14 protein-coding genes are annotated in these 17511 nt (G+C 55.7%); 9 read left to right on the plus strand and 5 right to left on the minus strand.

The features are described 5' to 3' along the window. Nucleotides 1-41: 41 nt before the first annotated feature. The 6 genes from lpxC to ACXAIA_RS09695 all read left to right on the plus strand — a co-directional run bounded on the left by lpxC (nucleotide 42) and on the right by ACXAIA_RS09695 (nucleotide 7124). On the plus strand, nucleotides 42-1010 hold the full coding sequence (gene lpxC, locus ACXAIA_RS09670; protein WP_475349139.1) for a UDP-3-O-acyl-N-acetylglucosamine deacetylase: 969 nt from the start codon (nucleotides 42-44) through the stop codon (nucleotides 1008-1010). Nucleotides 1011-1288: 278 nt separating this feature from the next. Further along, the gene (locus ACXAIA_RS09675) at nucleotides 1289-2059 is read left to right on the plus strand and encodes an outer membrane protein assembly factor BamD (RefSeq protein WP_475349245.1); all 771 of its coding nucleotides are present in this window, start codon (nucleotides 1289-1291) and stop codon (nucleotides 2057-2059) included. A gap of 254 nt (nucleotides 2060-2313) precedes the next feature. Beyond that, a complete protein-coding gene (recN, locus tag ACXAIA_RS09680) occupies nucleotides 2314-3984 on the plus strand; it encodes a DNA repair protein RecN (protein WP_475349140.1) in 1671 nt (556 codons plus the stop codon). A gap of 49 nt (nucleotides 3985-4033) precedes the next feature. Beyond that, nucleotides 4034-6142, plus strand: a complete 2109-nt coding sequence (ligA, locus tag ACXAIA_RS09685) for an NAD-dependent DNA ligase LigA (protein WP_475349141.1) — start codon at nucleotides 4034-4036, stop codon at nucleotides 6140-6142. Between the two features lie 27 nt (nucleotides 6143-6169). Beyond that, the gene (locus ACXAIA_RS09690; RefSeq protein ID WP_475349142.1) at nucleotides 6170-6562 is read left to right on the plus strand and encodes a hypothetical protein; all 393 of its coding nucleotides are present in this window, start codon (nucleotides 6170-6172) and stop codon (nucleotides 6560-6562) included. Beyond that, nucleotides 6534-7124, plus strand: coding sequence for a thermonuclease family protein (locus tag ACXAIA_RS09695; protein ID WP_475349143.1), 591 nt, complete (start codon nucleotides 6534-6536; stop codon nucleotides 7122-7124). Before ACXAIA_RS09690 ends, ACXAIA_RS09695 begins: the two co-directional genes overlap by 29 nt. Before the next feature lie 19 nt (nucleotides 7125-7143). Here the strand turns inward: ACXAIA_RS09695 and ACXAIA_RS09700 are convergent, their stop codons facing one another. After that, nucleotides 7144-8154 carry a DMT family transporter gene (locus ACXAIA_RS09700; RefSeq protein ID WP_475349144.1) on the minus strand — a complete coding sequence of 337 codons (1011 nt, stop codon included), beginning with the start codon at nucleotides 8152-8154 and terminating at the stop codon, nucleotides 7144-7146. Nucleotides 8155-8294: 140 nt separating this feature from the next. Between ACXAIA_RS09700 and ACXAIA_RS09705 the strand changes: the two genes are divergently transcribed. After that, the gene (locus tag ACXAIA_RS09705) at nucleotides 8295-9200 is read left to right on the plus strand and encodes a LysR family transcriptional regulator (protein ID WP_475349145.1); all 906 of its coding nucleotides are present in this window, start codon (nucleotides 8295-8297) and stop codon (nucleotides 9198-9200) included. 79 nt (nucleotides 9201-9279) lie between these two features. On the opposite strand, the gene mgrA is transcribed toward ACXAIA_RS09705, so the two are convergent. From mgrA to ACXAIA_RS09720, 3 genes are read right to left on the minus strand one after another with little or no spacing between them, the layout of a single operon-like run. Beyond that, nucleotides 9280-10332, minus strand: a complete 1053-nt coding sequence (gene mgrA, locus ACXAIA_RS09710; protein ID WP_475349146.1) for an L-glyceraldehyde 3-phosphate reductase — start codon at nucleotides 10330-10332, stop codon at nucleotides 9280-9282. Beyond that, complete coding sequence (locus tag ACXAIA_RS09715; protein ID WP_475349247.1) at nucleotides 10325-10534, minus strand: hypothetical protein; 210 nt, start codon at nucleotides 10532-10534, stop codon at nucleotides 10325-10327. The genes mgrA and ACXAIA_RS09715 overlap by 8 nt, the downstream gene beginning before the upstream one ends. Next, nucleotides 10489-12513 (minus strand): aminopeptidase P family protein, encoded by a 2025-nt coding sequence (locus tag ACXAIA_RS09720; RefSeq protein ID WP_475349147.1) that lies wholly within the window; start codon nucleotides 12511-12513, stop codon nucleotides 10489-10491. Before ACXAIA_RS09720 ends, ACXAIA_RS09715 begins: the two co-directional genes overlap by 46 nt. Before the next feature lie 255 nt (nucleotides 12514-12768). Between ACXAIA_RS09720 and ACXAIA_RS09725 the strand changes: the two genes are divergently transcribed. Together ACXAIA_RS09725 and ACXAIA_RS09730 are read left to right on the plus strand one after the other, a co-directional pair. Continuing rightward, the gene (locus ACXAIA_RS09725) at nucleotides 12769-12960 is read left to right on the plus strand and encodes a hypothetical protein (RefSeq protein ID WP_475349148.1); all 192 of its coding nucleotides are present in this window, start codon (nucleotides 12769-12771) and stop codon (nucleotides 12958-12960) included. A gap of 200 nt (nucleotides 12961-13160) precedes the next feature. Continuing rightward, entirely contained in the window at nucleotides 13161-13898 is a 738-nt protein-coding gene (locus ACXAIA_RS09730) for an SDR family oxidoreductase (protein WP_475349149.1), read from the plus strand. A gap of 17 nt (nucleotides 13899-13915) precedes the next feature. On the opposite strand, the gene ACXAIA_RS09735 is transcribed toward ACXAIA_RS09730, so the two are convergent. Beyond that, nucleotides 13916-17509 carry a PAS domain S-box protein gene (locus tag ACXAIA_RS09735; RefSeq protein ID WP_475349150.1) on the minus strand — a complete coding sequence of 1198 codons (3594 nt, stop codon included), beginning with the start codon at nucleotides 17507-17509 and terminating at the stop codon, nucleotides 13916-13918. Nucleotides 17510-17511 lie beyond the last annotated feature (2 nt).

The raw sequence follows: 17511 nt of genomic DNA on the forward strand, positions 1-17511 counted from the left end.
TTGATTGATGACAAACTGACTGACCTGATTTGGGGGTTCCTGTGAACAATATTGCCGATCTTGGTGTTGCCATCGCGCAGACAGGCCATTCCGGTGACGGCTATGTGGCCCAGCGCACGTTGAAAGCCTCCATCGGTTGTGCCGGTGTCGGTTTGCATTCTGGCCAGAAGATCCGCATTACCCTGCACCCTGCCCCTGCTGATCATGGCATCGTATTTCGCCGCACGGATCTGGATGACCAGCCGCTGTTTCCGGCACGTTACGATGGTGTGATTGATACCCGACTTTGCACCTGCCTTGGCGATGCCTCCAAGGGCATCAAGATTGGCACCATCGAACATCTGATGGCCGCCCTTGCCGGATCGCGCATTGATAACGTTCTAATCGATATCGATGCCGATGAAGTTCCGGTCATGGATGGCAGCTCCGCCCCGTTTAACTTCCTGATCGATTGTGTGGGCATCGAAGAACTGGATGCCCCGCGTCAGGTCATCGAAGTCCTGAAACCGGTTGAAGTCGAATACAACGGCTGCACCGCGCGGGTCGAACCGGCCAACGGGTTCGAGATTGATTTCGAAATCGATTTCGCCAGCAAGGCGATCGCCAACCAGCGCATGTCTGTCAAATTTGATGACGGCGTGTTTGTTGCCGATATTTCGCGTGCACGGACCTTTGGCTTCCTGCATGAAGTCGAAGCGATGCGTTCTGCCGGTCTGGCACGTGGCGGGTCGCTTGACAACGCTGTTGTCCTTTCCGGTGACGAAGTCATGAACGAGGAAGGCCTGCGCTACGAAGACGAATTCGTTCGCCACAAAATCCTTGATGCGCTGGGCGATCTTTATACCGCTGGCAAGCAGCTCCAGGGCAAGGTTACCGCGTACAAATCCGGCCACCATGTCAACAACCTGCTGCTGCAGGCACTGCTGGCTGATGAAAGCGCTTATCGGGTTGTCCCGCTGTCCAAAGCGGCCCTGCGCGGCGTTGCCGAGCCGGTTCTTGCCACTGCCTGAAGCCAGGCGGGATTGGTTAACTTATGTTAAAAGTGGCGGCCCGTGTGGTCGCCATTTTTTATTGCCCGGAGCGAATTTCGGCCCTTTGATCCGGCTTGCGATATCCGCCGTCAAATAAAAGTCGGCAATTGACGACACTACTACTTGCCCAAGCACGCCCTTCACATGATATAGTCCGGCGGATTTTACGGTGAGTGCATCACAAATTTCGAGGATAGGTCACAGTGCTAAGTACCGTTCGCGCCAAACAACTCATTGCCATTTGCGGCGTGTCGCTGATGCTTGCGGCATGTTCAAGCAATGAGGCACCGGAATATGTCGAACGTCCGGTTTCCGAACTGTATAACGGTGCGCAGGACCTGCTTGACGCCAAGGAATACCAGCAGGCTGCCGAGGCATTTGACGAAGTTGAACGCCAGCATCCCTATTCCGTCTGGGCGACCAAGGCGACCCTGATGTCGGCCTATGCCTATTATCAGGACAACGAGTATGACGATGCGATCAACGCACTGGATCGCTTTATCTCGCTCCATCCGGCAAACCCGGATGTGCCTTATGCCTATTACCTCAAGGCGCTGTCCTACTACGAACAGATTTCCGATGTTGGCCGCGACCAGCAGATGACCCAGCACGCGATGGATGCGCTTGATGACGTCATCCGCCGCTTCCCGGACAGCAAATATGCCCGCGATGCCAAGCTGAAAAAGGACCTGACGGTTGATCACCTTGCCGGCAAGGAAATGGATGTCGGACGCTATTATCAGGACCGCAGCGAGTATCTGGCAGCGATCAACCGCTTCAAATCGGTGATTGAGAATTACCAGACCACCACCCACGTCCCCGAAGCCCTCGCACGTCTGACCGAATGCTATCTTTCGCTTGGTCTTGAAGGCGAAGCCAAACGGACCGCTGCCGTTCTGGGCCACAACTTCCCGGGCAGCGAATATTACAGCGAATCCTATAGCCTCATGCTGGGCGAAGACGCCCCTGAACGCGAAGAGGAAAGCTGGTGGGATTCCACCACAAACTCCATCTCAAGCCTGTTCTGATTTCAGGTCGCCGAACCGTTGCAAGGTCAAGGGTTTTCTTGACAATCCGCCGTGCGACATTATAGAACAAAAAAAGAACAACTTGCGGTTAGCATCTGAAATTACTGCAGTTTGATCAAACGTCGTTATCGCGACTGAATTGAAGGCCGTTTCGCCCTCGCAAGGCTTGCAAGGCCGGGCGGGATTGGGCACTCTGCAAATTCACAATTGGCTGTACCTGTCTGCTGCTCCGTTAACAACATCAGTACCCAGCAATGCTTCGACGCCTCAGCATTCGGAATGTAGTCCTTATCGACAAACTGGATCTCGATTTTCACGACGGGCTTAGCGTGCTCACAGGTGAAACGGGTGCTGGTAAATCGATCCTGCTTGATTCGCTTGGACTTGCCCTGGGTGCACGCGCCGATAGCGGCCTTGTCCGCCATGGCTGCGACAAATGCAGTGTGACGGCAACCTTCAATTTGCCGCAGGGCCATCCGGTTTTCAGCCTGCTTTCCGATCAGGATATCGACCTTGAAGGTGAAGACCTTGTCGTGCGCCGCGTGGTGACCTCTGACGGTCGATCGCGCGCCTATGTGAATGATCAGTCCGTCTCGGTCGGTCTGCTGCGCGATGTTGGTAATTACTGCGTTGAAATTCAGGGCCAGTTTGACCAGCACGGCCTCCTTGATCCGACAACGCATCGCGCCACCCTTGATGCCCATGGCAATCTTGGCACGCTTGCCATGACCGTGCGTGATCACTGGCGGGCATGGCGCGAAACGCAAAAGGAACTCAATGCCGCACGCACCCGCATTGAGAAAGCCCGCGAAGAAGAAGAATGGCTGCGCCATGCCGTGGATGAGCTTGAAAAGCTCGCCCCCGAAGAAGGCGAAGAAGAACGCCTGGCCGAGGAACGCCAGTTCCTGATGCATGGCGAAAAGCTGGTGGCGGCCCTGAATGACGCCGGATCAGAACTTTCACGTGGCAAGGGTGCTGAAAGTGCGCTTCGCAGTGCGCAGCGCTGCCTCGAACGCGAACTCGAAAAGGCCGATGGCCGGTTTGAACCGATCATCGAGGCCCTTGATCGTGCGGCCATCGAACTTGAAGAAGCCAATCGGTCGATCTCTGCAACGCTTGCAGACCTTAATCTTGATACCGGCCATCAGGAAAATGTCGAGGAACGCCTGTTTGCCCTGCGTGCAGCCGCCCGCAAATATGACGTCCCGGTCGATGGCCTTAATCCCCTGATGAAGGATTTCCGATCCCAGATCGATCAACTGGAATTCGGCGAAAAGGAACTCGACCGACTGACCGCCGCGGTCGCCGAGTATCGCGACGCTTACATTACGGCCGGCAAGAAGCTTCATCACGCCCGCAAGGAAGCCGCTGCAAAGCTTGATGGCGCGATCAATGCCGAACTGCCACCGCTTCGCATGGAAAAGGCACGCTTCGTCACCGACATCGCGGAACTCGAAGAAGCCGACTGGGGCCAAGAAGGCATTGATCGGGTGCAATTCACCGTCGCCACCAACCCCGGCAGTCCTCCGGGTGCGCTGAACAAGATCGCATCGGGTGGGGAGCTTTCGCGTTTCCTGCTCGCGCTCAAGGTCGTGCTGGCCCGTGTTTCTGCCGTGCCCAGTCTGGTCTTTGATGAAGTCGACAGCGGTGTTGGCGGCGCGACGGCAGCGGCCATTGGGCAACGCCTGCATCTTCTGGCGCAGGAACGCCAGATCCTTGTCATCACGCACAGCCCGCAAGTCGCAGCCCGTGGCCGTACCCATTTCTATATCGCCAAGCGCGAGGCAGAAGGCACCATGGTTACCCGTGTCGATGCCCTGGTCGATGGTGCGCGGCGCGAAGAAATAGCCCGCATGCTGGCCGGTCATTCCGTGACCGCCGAGGCCCGGGCTGCTGCAGACAGTCTGCTTGAACAACCCAATTGATCCCGACGCCAACATGTCGGCCCAACCTTGAATACGGAACAAAAAGAATATGAGCGCCGAGAACGCGTCAAACATCCCAGACCTTCCCGAAATGCCGTCCTCAAGCACCGAGGCGCGCAAACAGCATGCGGAAATCTCCGAACGTATCCGGTCTTATAACGAGGCCTATCACGTCAATGATGATCCGCTGGTTTCGGATGCGACCTATGACGCGCTGTTCAATCGCCTGATCGAACTTGAATCCCACTATCCGACGCTTAAGAAAAACAGCCCGACACAGGAAGTCGGCGCGGCCCCGGCAGAAGGCTTTGCCAAGGTCAAGCATGCCCGCCCGATGCTGTCGCTCGGCAATGCGTTTTCGCGCGAAGACATTGTTGATTTTCTGGCCCGTATTCGCCGCTTCCTGAACCTGACGGCGCATAGCCCGGTCGAAGTGGTGGGCGAACCAAAGATCGATGGTCTTTCCCTGTCGCTGCGTTACGAGAACCGCGAACTGGTCACCGCTGCCACCCGTGGTGACGGGTCGGAGGGCGAAGATGTTACCGCCAATGTCGCCCATATTGACGACATCCCGAAAACCCTGCCCGATGATGCGCCAGACGTGGTCGAAATCCGCGGCGAGGTCTATATGGCGCGCTCGGCATTCCAGAAACTGAATGCAACACAGGCCGAGACCGGCGGCAAAACCTTTGCCAATCCGCGCAATGCGGCGGCCGGGTCACTTCGCCAACTTGACCCGTCGATCAGTGCCAAACGCCCGCTGCGTTTCTTTGCCTACAGCTTTGGCGAGCTGTCCGAAAGCCTTGCCCAGACCCAGTGGGATTTTCTCAACAAGGTCGAAGGATGGGGCTTTGTCACCAATCCGCTGACCCGTTTGTTAAATGATGCCGATGACATCATGGCGTTCTATGACGAGCTGGGCACACAGCGCCCCGACCTTGATTACGACATTGATGGCATCGTCTATAAGGTCAATGACTTCGAACTTCAGCTGCGCCTTGGCTTTGTCAGCCGATCGCCGCGCTGGGCGATTGCCCATAAATTCCCGGCGGAAAAGGCCCGCACCCGGATCAAGGCCATCGACATTCAGGTCGGACGCACCGGTGCCCTAACCCCGGTCGCACGGCTTGAACCGGTTACGGTTGGCGGTGTCGTTGTATCGAACGCCACCCTGCATAACCGTGACGAGATCGACCGTCTGGGCGTTTGGGAGGGTGATCTGGTGGTTGTCCAACGTGCCGGCGATGTCATTCCGCAAGTCGTCGAGGTTATTCTTGAAGAGGATGGCAGTCATCCCACAGATGCCACCCCTTACGAATTCCCCACCGAATGCCCGAAATGCGGCAGCCACGCCATGCGCGAGGAAGGCGAAGCCGTCACGCGCTGCACCGGTGGACTGATCTGCCCGGCACAGGCGGTTGAGCGTCTGAAGCATTTCGTATCGCGCAACGCCTTTGATATCGATGGCATGGGTGCCAAGAATGTCGAGGCGTTCTTTGAGTTCGGTTGGCTGAAGTCACCCGGCGATATCTTCCGCCTTGAAAGCGATCACGGTGATGCCATTCGCAAGCTTGAAGGTTGGGGCGACAAATCCGCCACCAAGCTGTTTGATGGCATCAATGAACGCAGAACCATCGGGCTGGACCGCTTCATCTACGCGCTTGGCATTCGCCAGATCGGGCAGGCCACGGCAAAGCTTTTGGCCCGTCATTATGGGTCCCTTTCCGAATGGCGCAGCGCAATGGTTGCGGCCAATGAGACTGATAGCGAAGCACTGCGTGAACTGATCAATATCGATCAGATCGGCCCGGGTGTCGCCAAGGACCTGATCGAGTTCATGGCCGAGGATCACAACCGCGAAGTTCTTGATGATCTGCAAAGCCTTCTGACCATTACCGATGTCGAAGCTCCCACAGTCAGTGACAATCCGGTCAACGGCAAAACCGTCGTCTTTACCGGCAAGCTTGAGCTGTTTTCACGCAACGAGGCCAAGGTCAAAGCCGAAAGTTTGGGTGCAAAGGTCGCAGGATCGGTTTCGGCAAAAACCGATTATCTGGTTGCAGGGCCGGGTGCAGGCTCCAAATTAAAGAAAGCAGAAGAATTAGGTGTTACAGTGCTTGATGAACAAGGATGGCTTGATCTGATTGCTGCTGAATAAAAATGTTCTCATTGGGGAAGTGTGCTGATGGAAGACCTAGGAAGTTTCTTTCGCCGTTATGTCGACGCCCATCTCAAGCTTGAAGAAAACGCGCTTGATGAATTCTTTCACTTCCCGTGCCTGATCAATGATCTGTCCGGTGTTCAGGCGATTGCCAATTCATCTGATCTGCATAAATACCATCAGTCCTTTTTCGAAGAACTGAAAAACGCTGATCTTGCCATGGCCAAATCCATGGTGGTTGAACAGCATTCCGCCCTGCCTGGCGGCGCGCGCGCGATTGTTTCGTTCCGCTTTGGCAATTCGGAAAACAACCTGATCTTTGATTGCGACTATGCCTTTGCGCTGCTCAAGCAGGATGCTCAGTGGAAAGTCATCTTCGCACAGCTTGATGAAATCAGATACAGCGACCTGTATTGAGGCCCGCATGGCGCCCCTGTTTCCCCATCGTCTGATCAGACTTGGTCTTATTGCCCTGATGCTGGGATGTGTTCCTACCTTGGCAAAGGCCGATCCGGACTTTGACACCTTGTCAGGACCGGCACGCGCGATAGATGCCGATACACTTGAATTCGGGTTCCGGCGGATTGATCTGTGGGGGGCGGATGCCATGAACCGGTTCCAGAAATGTCTGGTCAATGGGCAAAGCACGGCCTGCGGGGCAGAAGCATGGCAGATCACCACCAACCTTCTCGTCTCCACCCCGATCACCTGTGAAGTGCGCGGCAAGAACCGGTATCATCGCAATATGGCCGTCTGCCGCAATGCCAACGGGGTCGATATCGGCCAAAGCCTGATCCTGCGGGGCATGGCGGTTGCCCGCCCCGATCAGATGCCGGAATACGAAGCTTATGAAAATCAGGCCCGCCAGGCACGCAGCGGCGTCTGGGCCGGGGCGTTTATCGATCCGCTGAAATGGCGCCGCGGTGAACGCCTGCCAGAACATGAGATCGAAGTCCGCCGCTGGCAACGCGATGAATAAACACCAGACACCAAACGTCTTAGCGTTGCGATGACCCGCCAGTTGATGCGAACGGACGCGCCAACAACCTGCCCAATCCCGCCAGCGTGAAGCTGTTTTTAAGCGACGCCACACCCAACGTGACCACGACAAAGCCGATCAATTGCGGAATGGTCAGAACTTCGCCAAGGAACAGCCAGGCGGCAAAGAATGTCATGGCAGGCCCGGACAATGAAATCAGTGATGCCTGTGTTGCCCCGACCCGGCGAATGCCTTCATAGAGCAGGAAGAACGGGATAACGGTGCAAAAGATCGATATGCCCACCGTCCACATGATCCCGGCCATGTTCAGGTTCAGCGGGTTCTGCACGATCAACTCGTAAATCACCATGCAAATGCCAGCCGCCGTATTGATCAGGGCGGCAAAATGCATGGAGCCAACCGTCGTAATCATCCGCTGCCCGAAATAAAGATAAATCGCATAGGTCAGTGCGGAACCAAACGCCCAGGCGGCCCCATACCACAAACTGTCCGACACTTCGCCAAACCCATCAGGGGCAAGAACCAGAACCAACCCTAAATAGGTGATGACAAAGCAGACGATTTGGCGAAATGGCGGGAAGCGCCGCTTATGAAGCGCTTCAAGGATCATTACCACGGCGGGGAAGGTAAACAAAACAATCCGCGAGACTGTGACATCAATCAGCGAAACGGCAGTAAAATCAAACAGGGCGGCCAAAAAGAACATGCCGCCATAAAGCCCGCCCCATGCCAGATCGACCGGTTTCATTTTGCGTTCGCCCGGCCGGTTCTTGCCAAACAGAACTACGCCAAGCCAGAAGAACGGCATGGCGATCAGAAACCGCAACAGCAACAAACCATCGACGGTCATACCGGTGGCATAAACAAACTTCGCCAAAAGGCCCTTCATGGCCAAGGCAACAGTTGCCAGCAAAACAATGGTCAGGGCAGAACCCGCAGGTGACACGACAGCAGCAACTGGCGGGGCGACCTTTTGTTCGGGCTCAGAAGGTGACGGTGGTGGCGTCATGAATTTCTCCGGTCCTCTCTTGATTGCCATAGTCACCTGCAAACTGCCATTATTCAATTCGAATTAATTGCTATCAGATATCAGCTTTGGCTATATCTGTTTATCTTGGCATTGCAGGAACCCGCGCAGGATCGCGACGCATGGATATCAAACAACTCAGAAGCTTTGTGCATATTGCCGAACTCGGAAGCCTGTCGCGCGCGGCAGAACGGCTGAACCTGTCGCAACCGGCACTCAGTCGACAGCTTAATCTGCTTGAAGAAACGCTTGATACCAAACTGCTCGAACGCACCGGTCGTGGCGTCAAACTGACCGAGGCTGGCCAGATGCTGGCCGAACGGGCACGTGTGATCCTGACCGACCTTGCAAGGCTTGAAGCCGATTTATCCGCACGGAGCAGCCAGGTCACCGGTCATGTCCATGTCGGGGTCCCACCGAGTGCCGGGATCGTCATTACCGGGGCACTGATCGAAACCCTGCGGGATCGGTATCCTGATCTCAATGTCACAGTCGCCGAAGACCTGACCGGTGATGTGCAGGAAGGCCTTCTGTCGGGGCGTCTTGATATCGGCATTCTTCATGACGGCATTATTTCACGCAGCCTGCATGCCGAACCGCTGTGGCGCGAAGACCTGTTTTTGATTTCCCATCCGTCGCAAGTCGGCGAACAGGAAACAGAAATCGCCTATGAGGATGTCCTGTCCCTGCCCCTGATCATGCCAACCAACAAGCACGGCTTACGCGCCATGATGCAGGAAGCGGCCTTTCGCGCCGGACGTCCCTTAACGCCCGTGGTAGAGGCGGATGCCCTGCGTGTGCTGGTTGACCTTGTGACCCGCAATGTCGGGCACACGGTTTTGCCGCGCAGTTCGCTGGTTCAGGAACTGTCCACCGGCCGCCTGATGGCACGACGGATCACCAATCCGGAACTCTCGCGCAAGGTGATGCTGTCATGGCTTCATGACCGCCCACTCAGTGCTGGCGGCAAGGCAGTTGTTGATACATTGCGTGATCTGGCCGGCACCGTCCCGATGGCTAATCAATAAAAACCCGCCCACCCCAAACAAAAACCCCGACCGGAGGATGCTGTGGTCGGGGTTTTCATCATCATGTGTAGCATCAGATTCAGACAGGTGCCTTACTGTCCGAGGATTTCTGCCAAAGGTTCACACCACCATCACCGGCATATTTATCAATCTCGGCAAGTTCTTCTGCGCTGAATTCAAGGTTATTGAGCGCATCAAGACTGTTGTCAAGCTGCTGAACGTGGCGCGCTCCGATCAGGGCCGAGGTTACCTCGGGACGGCGCAGAACCCAGGCAATCGCCATCTGGGCCAGGGTTTGCCCACGGCGTTTGGCGATTTCATTGAGCGCGCGAACACGATCAAGGTTTTCGTCTGACAGCATGCCCGGCTGGAACGATCCTTCGAGTGCGGCACGGGAATCTTTGGGCACCCCATTCAGATACTTGTTGGTCAGAAGTCCCTGTGCCAACGGCGAGAAGGCAATGCAGCCTATGCCAAGTTCCGCCAGGGTATCAAGCAGACCATCCTCAACCCAGCGATTGGCCATCGAATAGGACGGCTGATGAATAACGCATGGCGTCCCCATGTCTTTAAGGATCGCATGTGCTTCGCGGGTCATTTCCGGTGAATAGGATGAAATCCCGACATAAAGCGCCTTACCGGACCGCACGATTTGATCAAGGGCGCCCATGGTTTCGGCAAGCGGGGTGTTGGGATCAACCCTGTGCGAATAGAAGATATCAACATAATCCAGGCCCATCCGTTTCAAGCTTTGATCAAGGCTTGAAATCAGATATTTGCGCGATCCCCATTCGCCAAACGGTCCCGGCCACATGCGATACCCCGCCTTGGTTGAAATGACCAACTCGTCACGGTGGGATTTCAGATCCTGCGACAGAACCTTGCCAAAGTTCTCTTCGGCCGAGCCCGGCGGCGGCCCATAGTTGTTGGCAAGGTCGAAATGAAACACGCCACGATCAAAGGCACGGCGGATCATGGCCCGCTGGGTTTCATAAACATCCACGCCACCGAAATTCTGCCACAGACCAAGCGTGATTTTCGGCAAAAGCAATCCACTGCGCCCGCAACGGTTCCAGTTTTCATCCTGATAGCGATCAGGATTTGCCATCCACTGGGCTTCGACTTCAGCCATATGTTCCTCCAACTTTCAGAAGCGGTTTGCCGCTTTCCTTGAATCGATCCAATACCGTCTTATAGCGACATTCGATCCGGTTTGTCAGTGGCGAGGATGCAAAAAGCCGCGCCAGAAACCGACGCGGCCTTGCTGCGTGCATCTCGCCCCTTGGGGTCAGTCCTGTTTCTTTTTGATCGGCGCCGTTGCTTTTTGCAGCCATTCACGATGATCCTCATCAAGATCATCGGCATACATCGCATAGACCTGTGCATGGTAATCGTTAAACCACTGCAACTCGTCCTTGGTCATCAGTTCCGGATCAATCAGCTTGCGATCAATCGGCGAGAAGGTCAGCGTCTCAAAGCCAAGCATCTTGCGATCTGCACCAATCGGCGCATCGATTTCGGTCACGGCAATCAGGTTTTCAATCCGGATGCCGTATTCGCCTTCCTTATAGAAACCCGGTTCGTTCGAAACGATCATGCCGGGCTTCAGCGCCACCTTGTTTGGCGCCTTGGAAATGCGTTGCGGGCCCTCATGCACACCAAGGTAACTGCCAACGCCATGCCCCGTGCCATGGTCAAAATCAAGCCCGGCTTCCCAAAGCGGCATGCGCGCCAACGTATCAAGCTGCTGTCCGGTGGTGCCCACCGGAAACACGGCACGTGCAAGCGCAATATGCCCCTTCAGCACACGGGTAAAGCGATCACGATGTTCCTGTGTCGGCTCACCAATCACGGTCGTTCGGGTGATATCGGTGGTGCCATCAAGATACTGCGCACCGGAATCAATCAGGAAAATCTCGCCCGGTGTAAGTTTGCGGTTGGTTTCCGGGGTGTTGCGGTAATGGCAAAGCGCCCCGTTCGGACCACTGCCCGGAATGGTTTCAAAGCTTGAATCGCGGAAAAGCGGATCTTCGGCCCGCATCGACAGCAACATGTCGGCTGCCGCACGTTCATCGATGTCACCACCGCTTGCGGCTTCATCAAGCCATTTGAAATACCGGATGATCTTCTCGCCGTCGCGTTTGTGCGCCTTGCGCGATCCTTCGAGTTCGACGTCATTCTTGCACGCCTTGGGAATAGCAACCGGATCACGCCCGACACGCACGGTTGCGCCAGCTTCGGTAAGCTGCATGCGCAGCCAGTCGGCGGCTGTGGCTTCATCCAGACGCACGGACTGATTTCCCATCGCCTGCAGGGCACCGGCAATTTCGCCCGGTGCGCGCAAAGTTGCCTCGCCCGACAGCCAGGCGACGGTTTCTGTGGCAACCTTGCGCTCATCCATGAACAGATCGACCGAGGCATCACCATTAATGATCGCATAGCCAAGGGCCAGCGGCGTTTGCGGCACATCGGCGCCACGTATATTCAAAAGCCAGGCAATGCTGTCAGGCGCCGACAAAATGGCGCTATCGCACGAAATGCGTGACAGGATTTCAGCAATCTGAGTGCGTTTTTCAAAGCAGGACTTCCCGGCATATTCCATCGGATGCGGGCGCACCGGGCCAAGTGGCAGATGCGGCTGGGCATGCCAGATGGCATCAATCGGGTTGGTATCAATGGCGACAAGCTCCGCCCCGGCGGCATCACAAGCAGAGCGCAGATGGTTTGCCTGCTGCACGGTATGCAGCCAAGGATCATAGGCCAGTTTTTGCCCGGATTTCAGATTGTCGTGCAGCCACCCCACCACCGGTTCTTCGACCAGATGGCGGTATTCAAACAGGTCGCGATCAACCTGCTGGCGGACCTGAATGGTATAGCGGCCATCAACAAAAACCGCGGCCTTGTCACGCAGAACAACCGCCGCCCCGGCGGACCCGGTAAAGCCGGTCAACCATGACAGACGTTCGGCCCGGGCCGGGACATTTTCGCCCTGATGTTCATCGGCACGCGGGACGACAAAACCATCAACGCCCTTGGCGGCAAGATAGGTGCGCAGGGCATCAACGCGGTGTGCGGCGTCAAAATCATCCTTGGCCATTTTAAAGCGGCTTTTGCGTTCGTCGCGCAAAGCCAGCAACTCGGCGCGCAATGCGTCATCCGGGGAAGGACAGATCAGATCGATCCAGTCTTCTCGCGTGCTGCCTTCGGCGGCGGCCAGAACACCGTCAATCAGATCAATGACAGCGCTAACATCCTTGTCGACATTGGCGGCGTCAAGCAGCTTGGCAAGTTGAGCATCACCGGAAATGGCCATGAAGATCCTCTTTCATCCTGTGGGGCATCGGGCGGGTGGTACGACTTATGTAAGGGTTTGTACCGATGTGGTGCAAGCACCAAACGCCACATCGTTATGCTACGCCATTTTGGACGCCGGAAATACCGGTGCATGCATCCGGCGTATGAATGCCTTGCAACCTTCGCAATGCACATTAGTCAAAGGTTAACGTATGACAGTCCCGTGACAAAAAGATGGCCCGTCGGGACGTCAATTTGCTGGAGACCATAAACGGTGATCCGTTTTCCTATTACTGCCTTGAGCGTCATACAATCTCGTCGTCGCCAGACGGCCTATGACGGCCTTGAGCGCTTGACCCTCGGTCAAAAAGCTGCGCTCGGTCTTGATATTGGCCCTGCCCATCCGGCAGACGACATCGCTGATCGTATCCCATATGATCAGCACGATGCCCAAGGCACGGAATAACGGATCAGTCCCGCCTGGGTTGGTCTGACATCAAATGACGACGCGCAGGATCACGGTTCATGATCCTTGCGGCATTTTTGTCTTTTTCCCTCTGAAACGGCCCTGCTTCTCCACAGCAGGGCCGTTTCTTTTTGACCAATTCCAATCTGGCACGTCATAGTGGCCAAAACACCAAAACATGATGCGGAGTGGGAGCAAAAATGGCCCGGACAGTTCTGATTACCGGTGGATCGCGCGGCATCGGGCGCTCCACAGCCGTCTTGTTTGCATCCAAGGGCTGGAACGTTGCGTTCAGCTTTGTTGGCAATCAGGACAGTGCGGACGAAACATCCGCACTGTGCGAACGCGCCGGTGTCACCGGCAACGTGATCGCGCGCAAATGCGATGTCCGTCTTGAAGAGGATGTTGTTGCCCTGTTTGACGCCGCACGCGACAGGTTCCGATCCATCGACGGTGTGGTGAATAATGCCGGCATCGTCGCCCCGCAAAGTACGCTTGCGGATATGGATATCGAGCGCATGAAATCCGTTTTTGACACCAATATTCTGGGGGCCTATCTGGTCGCCCGCGAAGCAGCACGCAGCCTTCATTCCGGCACGGCCATTGTGAACGTGTCCTCCGTGGCGGCAAAACTTGGATCACCGGGCGAATATGTTGATTACGCCGGGTCCAAAGGCGCGATTGATACCCTGACCATCGGTCTTGCCAAGGAACTCGGCCCGATGGGTATCCGCGTCAATGCTGTACGTCCGGGGATTATCGAAACCGACATTCACGCAAGTGGCGGGCGCCCGGAACGGATTGCCGAATTGGGGCCATCCTGTCCACTGGGGCGCGCTGGTGATCCCAACGAGGTTGCCCAAAGCATCTTTTGGCTGATCTCATCAGATGCCTCCTACGTGACGGGCAGCATCATCGACGTGTCGGGTGGTCGTTAAAAGACAAACCAACCCACCTATTTTACGTCCCCGAGGTCCGCATCCGCCTGTTTGGTGGCAGAGGCGTTTGGGTTTTCCGCATCCTTGGCTTTGCCAATCACGTCGGCCAAACCATCATGAAGTTCCATGATATCAAGCGGCTTGGCCAGAATGCGCGAAACCCCAAACGCCCTGAAAGACTCCGTGACCTCGTCAGACGCATAGCCGGTCATGACCACGACCGGAATGTCATTGCCCGCCTCACGCAGTTTTTCGACCAGTTTCAGACCGGTCATGCCGGGCATTGTCTGGTCGGTCAGAATCCCATCGAAATGCGCATCGGGCTTGATCAGTGCTTCAAGCGCCTTGGACGCTTCGTTGAAGGTGACGACTGAATAGCCGATCCGCTCCAACATGCGTGCGCACAACTTCAGGTTCTTTTCTTCGTCATCGACAACAGCAAGCCTGCCACCAGAGGTCACAGTCAAAGCCTCTGTGCCGCGTGTTTCCTCTGGTGCTTCACGGTCATGTTCGGGCAGCAGAATGGAAAAGCGGGTGCCCTGCCCCAAACGGCTATAGACGGAAACTTCGCCCTTATGTCCGGCAATGATCCCGTGCACGGTCGACAGACCAAGTCCCGTCCCCTTGCCCGGTTCTTTGGTGGTAAAGAACGGGTCAAAGATCTTTTGGGCTGTTTCGGGCTCCATGCCCACACCATTATCCACCACACTGATCTGGATATAGCGCCCGGAACACAACAGGGGGTGCATTTCCAGACTGTCTTCGGTGACCTCAAACGGGCTTGCCTTCACCCGGATATCGCCCTGATCGCCGACCGCGTGATAGGCATTGGTAATCAGGTTCATCAGACACTGATCAAGCTGTGTGGCGTTGCCCATCACGGTCATGGATTTCGCGCCCAGCTCCACCTTGATCGAGACACTTGATGGCAGGGACCCACGGGCAAACCGCACGGTCCCCTTGATCATGGAACCGACATCAATCGGTGATCGTTCGGTTTCGGAATTGCGGCTGAAGGCAAGAATTTGGCGAACCAGATCACGCGCGCGGTCCGCCCCCTGCCGAATTTCCATCACATCATCACGCAGCGGCGAATCTTCGGGCAGATCGGTATAAAGCAGTTCGGCATAGCCGCTGATGGGTTGCAGGATATTGTTGAAATCATGCGCAATACCCCCTGCCAGCACCCCCATGGTTTCCATGCGCTGAGAATGGCGCAGCTGTTGTTCAAGCTTTTCACGTTTGCGTTCGGATTGCAGACGTTGAAGTTCGGCAGAGGCCCGTGAGGCAAATACTTCGACAATCGATCGGGCCAGTTCCGGATCACCCAGCGGCTTGTCCGATACGGTTACCAGAATGCCGTTCGGGTTGCCTTCATTGTCATAAAGTGCTGCCCCGACATAGCCGACAACATCAATATCGGTCACCCGGCTTACATCAGACATGATGTTCTGGAAATTGTCCTTGCAGACAAAGACACCTTCCTTGAGAACCCGTTCCCCGGCCGATCCTGCGAGAGCGAAGTCAAGCCCCCCGCGCCCGGTTTCCGGTGAGTAATATGCCACGGATTTCACCCGGTCCCCGACGATTTCCGCAACATGGCAATAGGTCATATCAAGCGTTTCACACAGAACCTGCGTCAGGTTCTCAAAGAACCCTTCACCGACCTGGAAGCGAATACCGCGATAAATCGATTCAAGCGTTCCCTGATGGCGTTCACGCTCTGTCACATCCAGCGCGAAGCTTGCGATACAGTCAAGTTCACCATTGGCATCAAAGATCGGGCTTTCATACCATTCACAGATGATCCGGCTTCCATCACTCCTAGTGTTTTCGAACCGGTTATTGACACTGTTCTGCGTCTCCATGATCCGCTTGATCAAGGTCCGCAGACGCCCGCGATCTTCTTCTGGCACCAGAAGTTCAAGCTTCTTGCCCACCATCTCATCGGCACTGTAGCCAAACAAATGACAGGCGGTTTCGTTGACCTCGATAATGGTGCGATCCGGCGTCCAGTAAAACACACCGATTTTGGCATTGTTAAAGTGCGCGCGAAGACGGCGCTGATTGGCTTCGAGCTCGCTTTTTGCGACTTCAAGATCGCGTCTGTAGCGCATGCGTTCAGTGATATCTCGGCAACTGATACGAATGCCCAGATTGCCACCGTCACTGTCAGCAATCGGCTGCCAGGACATATCAATACCGATCCGCCGGCCATCCTTGTGAACACCCGTGAATTCGCGGTCGCTGCCCGAAAGGCCTTCGAGGCCCTCGCTGATATAGTGTCGCACGCGATCACGATCTTCGGCCGCAACGAATGACAGAGGATAGTCATCAAGCGCCATGCATTCATCAACCGTGTAACCCAAAACACGTTCGATGCCCGGGTTCACCCAGATCAGTTTCCCGTCCGGCGCGATCCAGCTTTCCCAGCCATAGGTGTAATTGGCGACCGCCTCAAAACGACGGCGCGAGAAGCTGAGTTTATCATTGGCTTCCATCACGCTTTTCATGCCTGCTGCCGCGGCTAACAATCCGCCAGCAGTGTGCGCAAAGACAATTTCATCAGGCCGCCAGGATCTTTTGCGACCGACCGCCTCAAAACACAGTATACCCAGGCGCCCGGCTGCAGAAATCAGCGAAACATCAAGGATCGACTTGACGTTCATCGGGATCAGGTAGGCGTCTTTGAGCTCGGATGTTCGCGGGTCTTCCAACGCGTCTTCCGCGTCTACGATCTGTCCGGTCTCAAGGGCTGCGAAATATCGCGGCAAGTCGGAACGTCTCAGCACCATCCCGTCATGTTTGGCTGTCGGGTTGTTGGCATCAAACAACCCGACACACTCGACGTCACCATCATCTTTTTGCAGCCAAAGACTGGCGCGTTCGCAATTCATCAGAGTGGCAAAACGCTTCAATGTCGGGCGGAAAGATGCATTTTCAATGCGATCAAGCGACGAAAAGTGGTTTGCGACCTCGGTTGCACTTTCACGGATTTGCTCAAGAAACTTCTTGCCCGACATCAGTTCATTCTGTGAACGCAACTGATCGACACTCATCTGCAAAAGCGCCTGTCGCATCCAGACGACACCAACAACAATGGATGCGCTCATCCAGGTATAGCCAAACAGCACCGATCCCCAGACAGGGATTGTGTGGGGTACACTGCCGCTATCCCCGATCAGGCCACCGTCCAGACCATAAACCCGCATCACGCCAACGCCGATGATCGCCAAAAAGCAAAACACCGCATATCGAACCGTCATCGACAGCGACCAGAAAAGCGCAACCATCACGGTTGCGACGATCAGCATCGCCATGCCGCTGGCAGGCGAGAACTTGACGAGATAAAGCAACGACATCGCCGTCATTGCCGTCGCGATGACACGTGACTTGAACCGCGTGGACAGGCGCTTGCGCGCAGCAAGACAAATGACAACAGGAACAAAAATGGCCAGATGGATCACCTCGACAGCAAGCGAGCGTTGGCTTGCCTCGCGCAGCATGGATGCCACAAGCGCTGGCAGACCGCCAATCGACATGACCACAAGCATGAAATCGGCAATGCGGTTTTTGGTCTGACCCAGAATGGCGTTTAATCTTTGCGGCATGG

Source organism: Thalassospira sp. ABL2_045 (assembly GCF_056161285.1).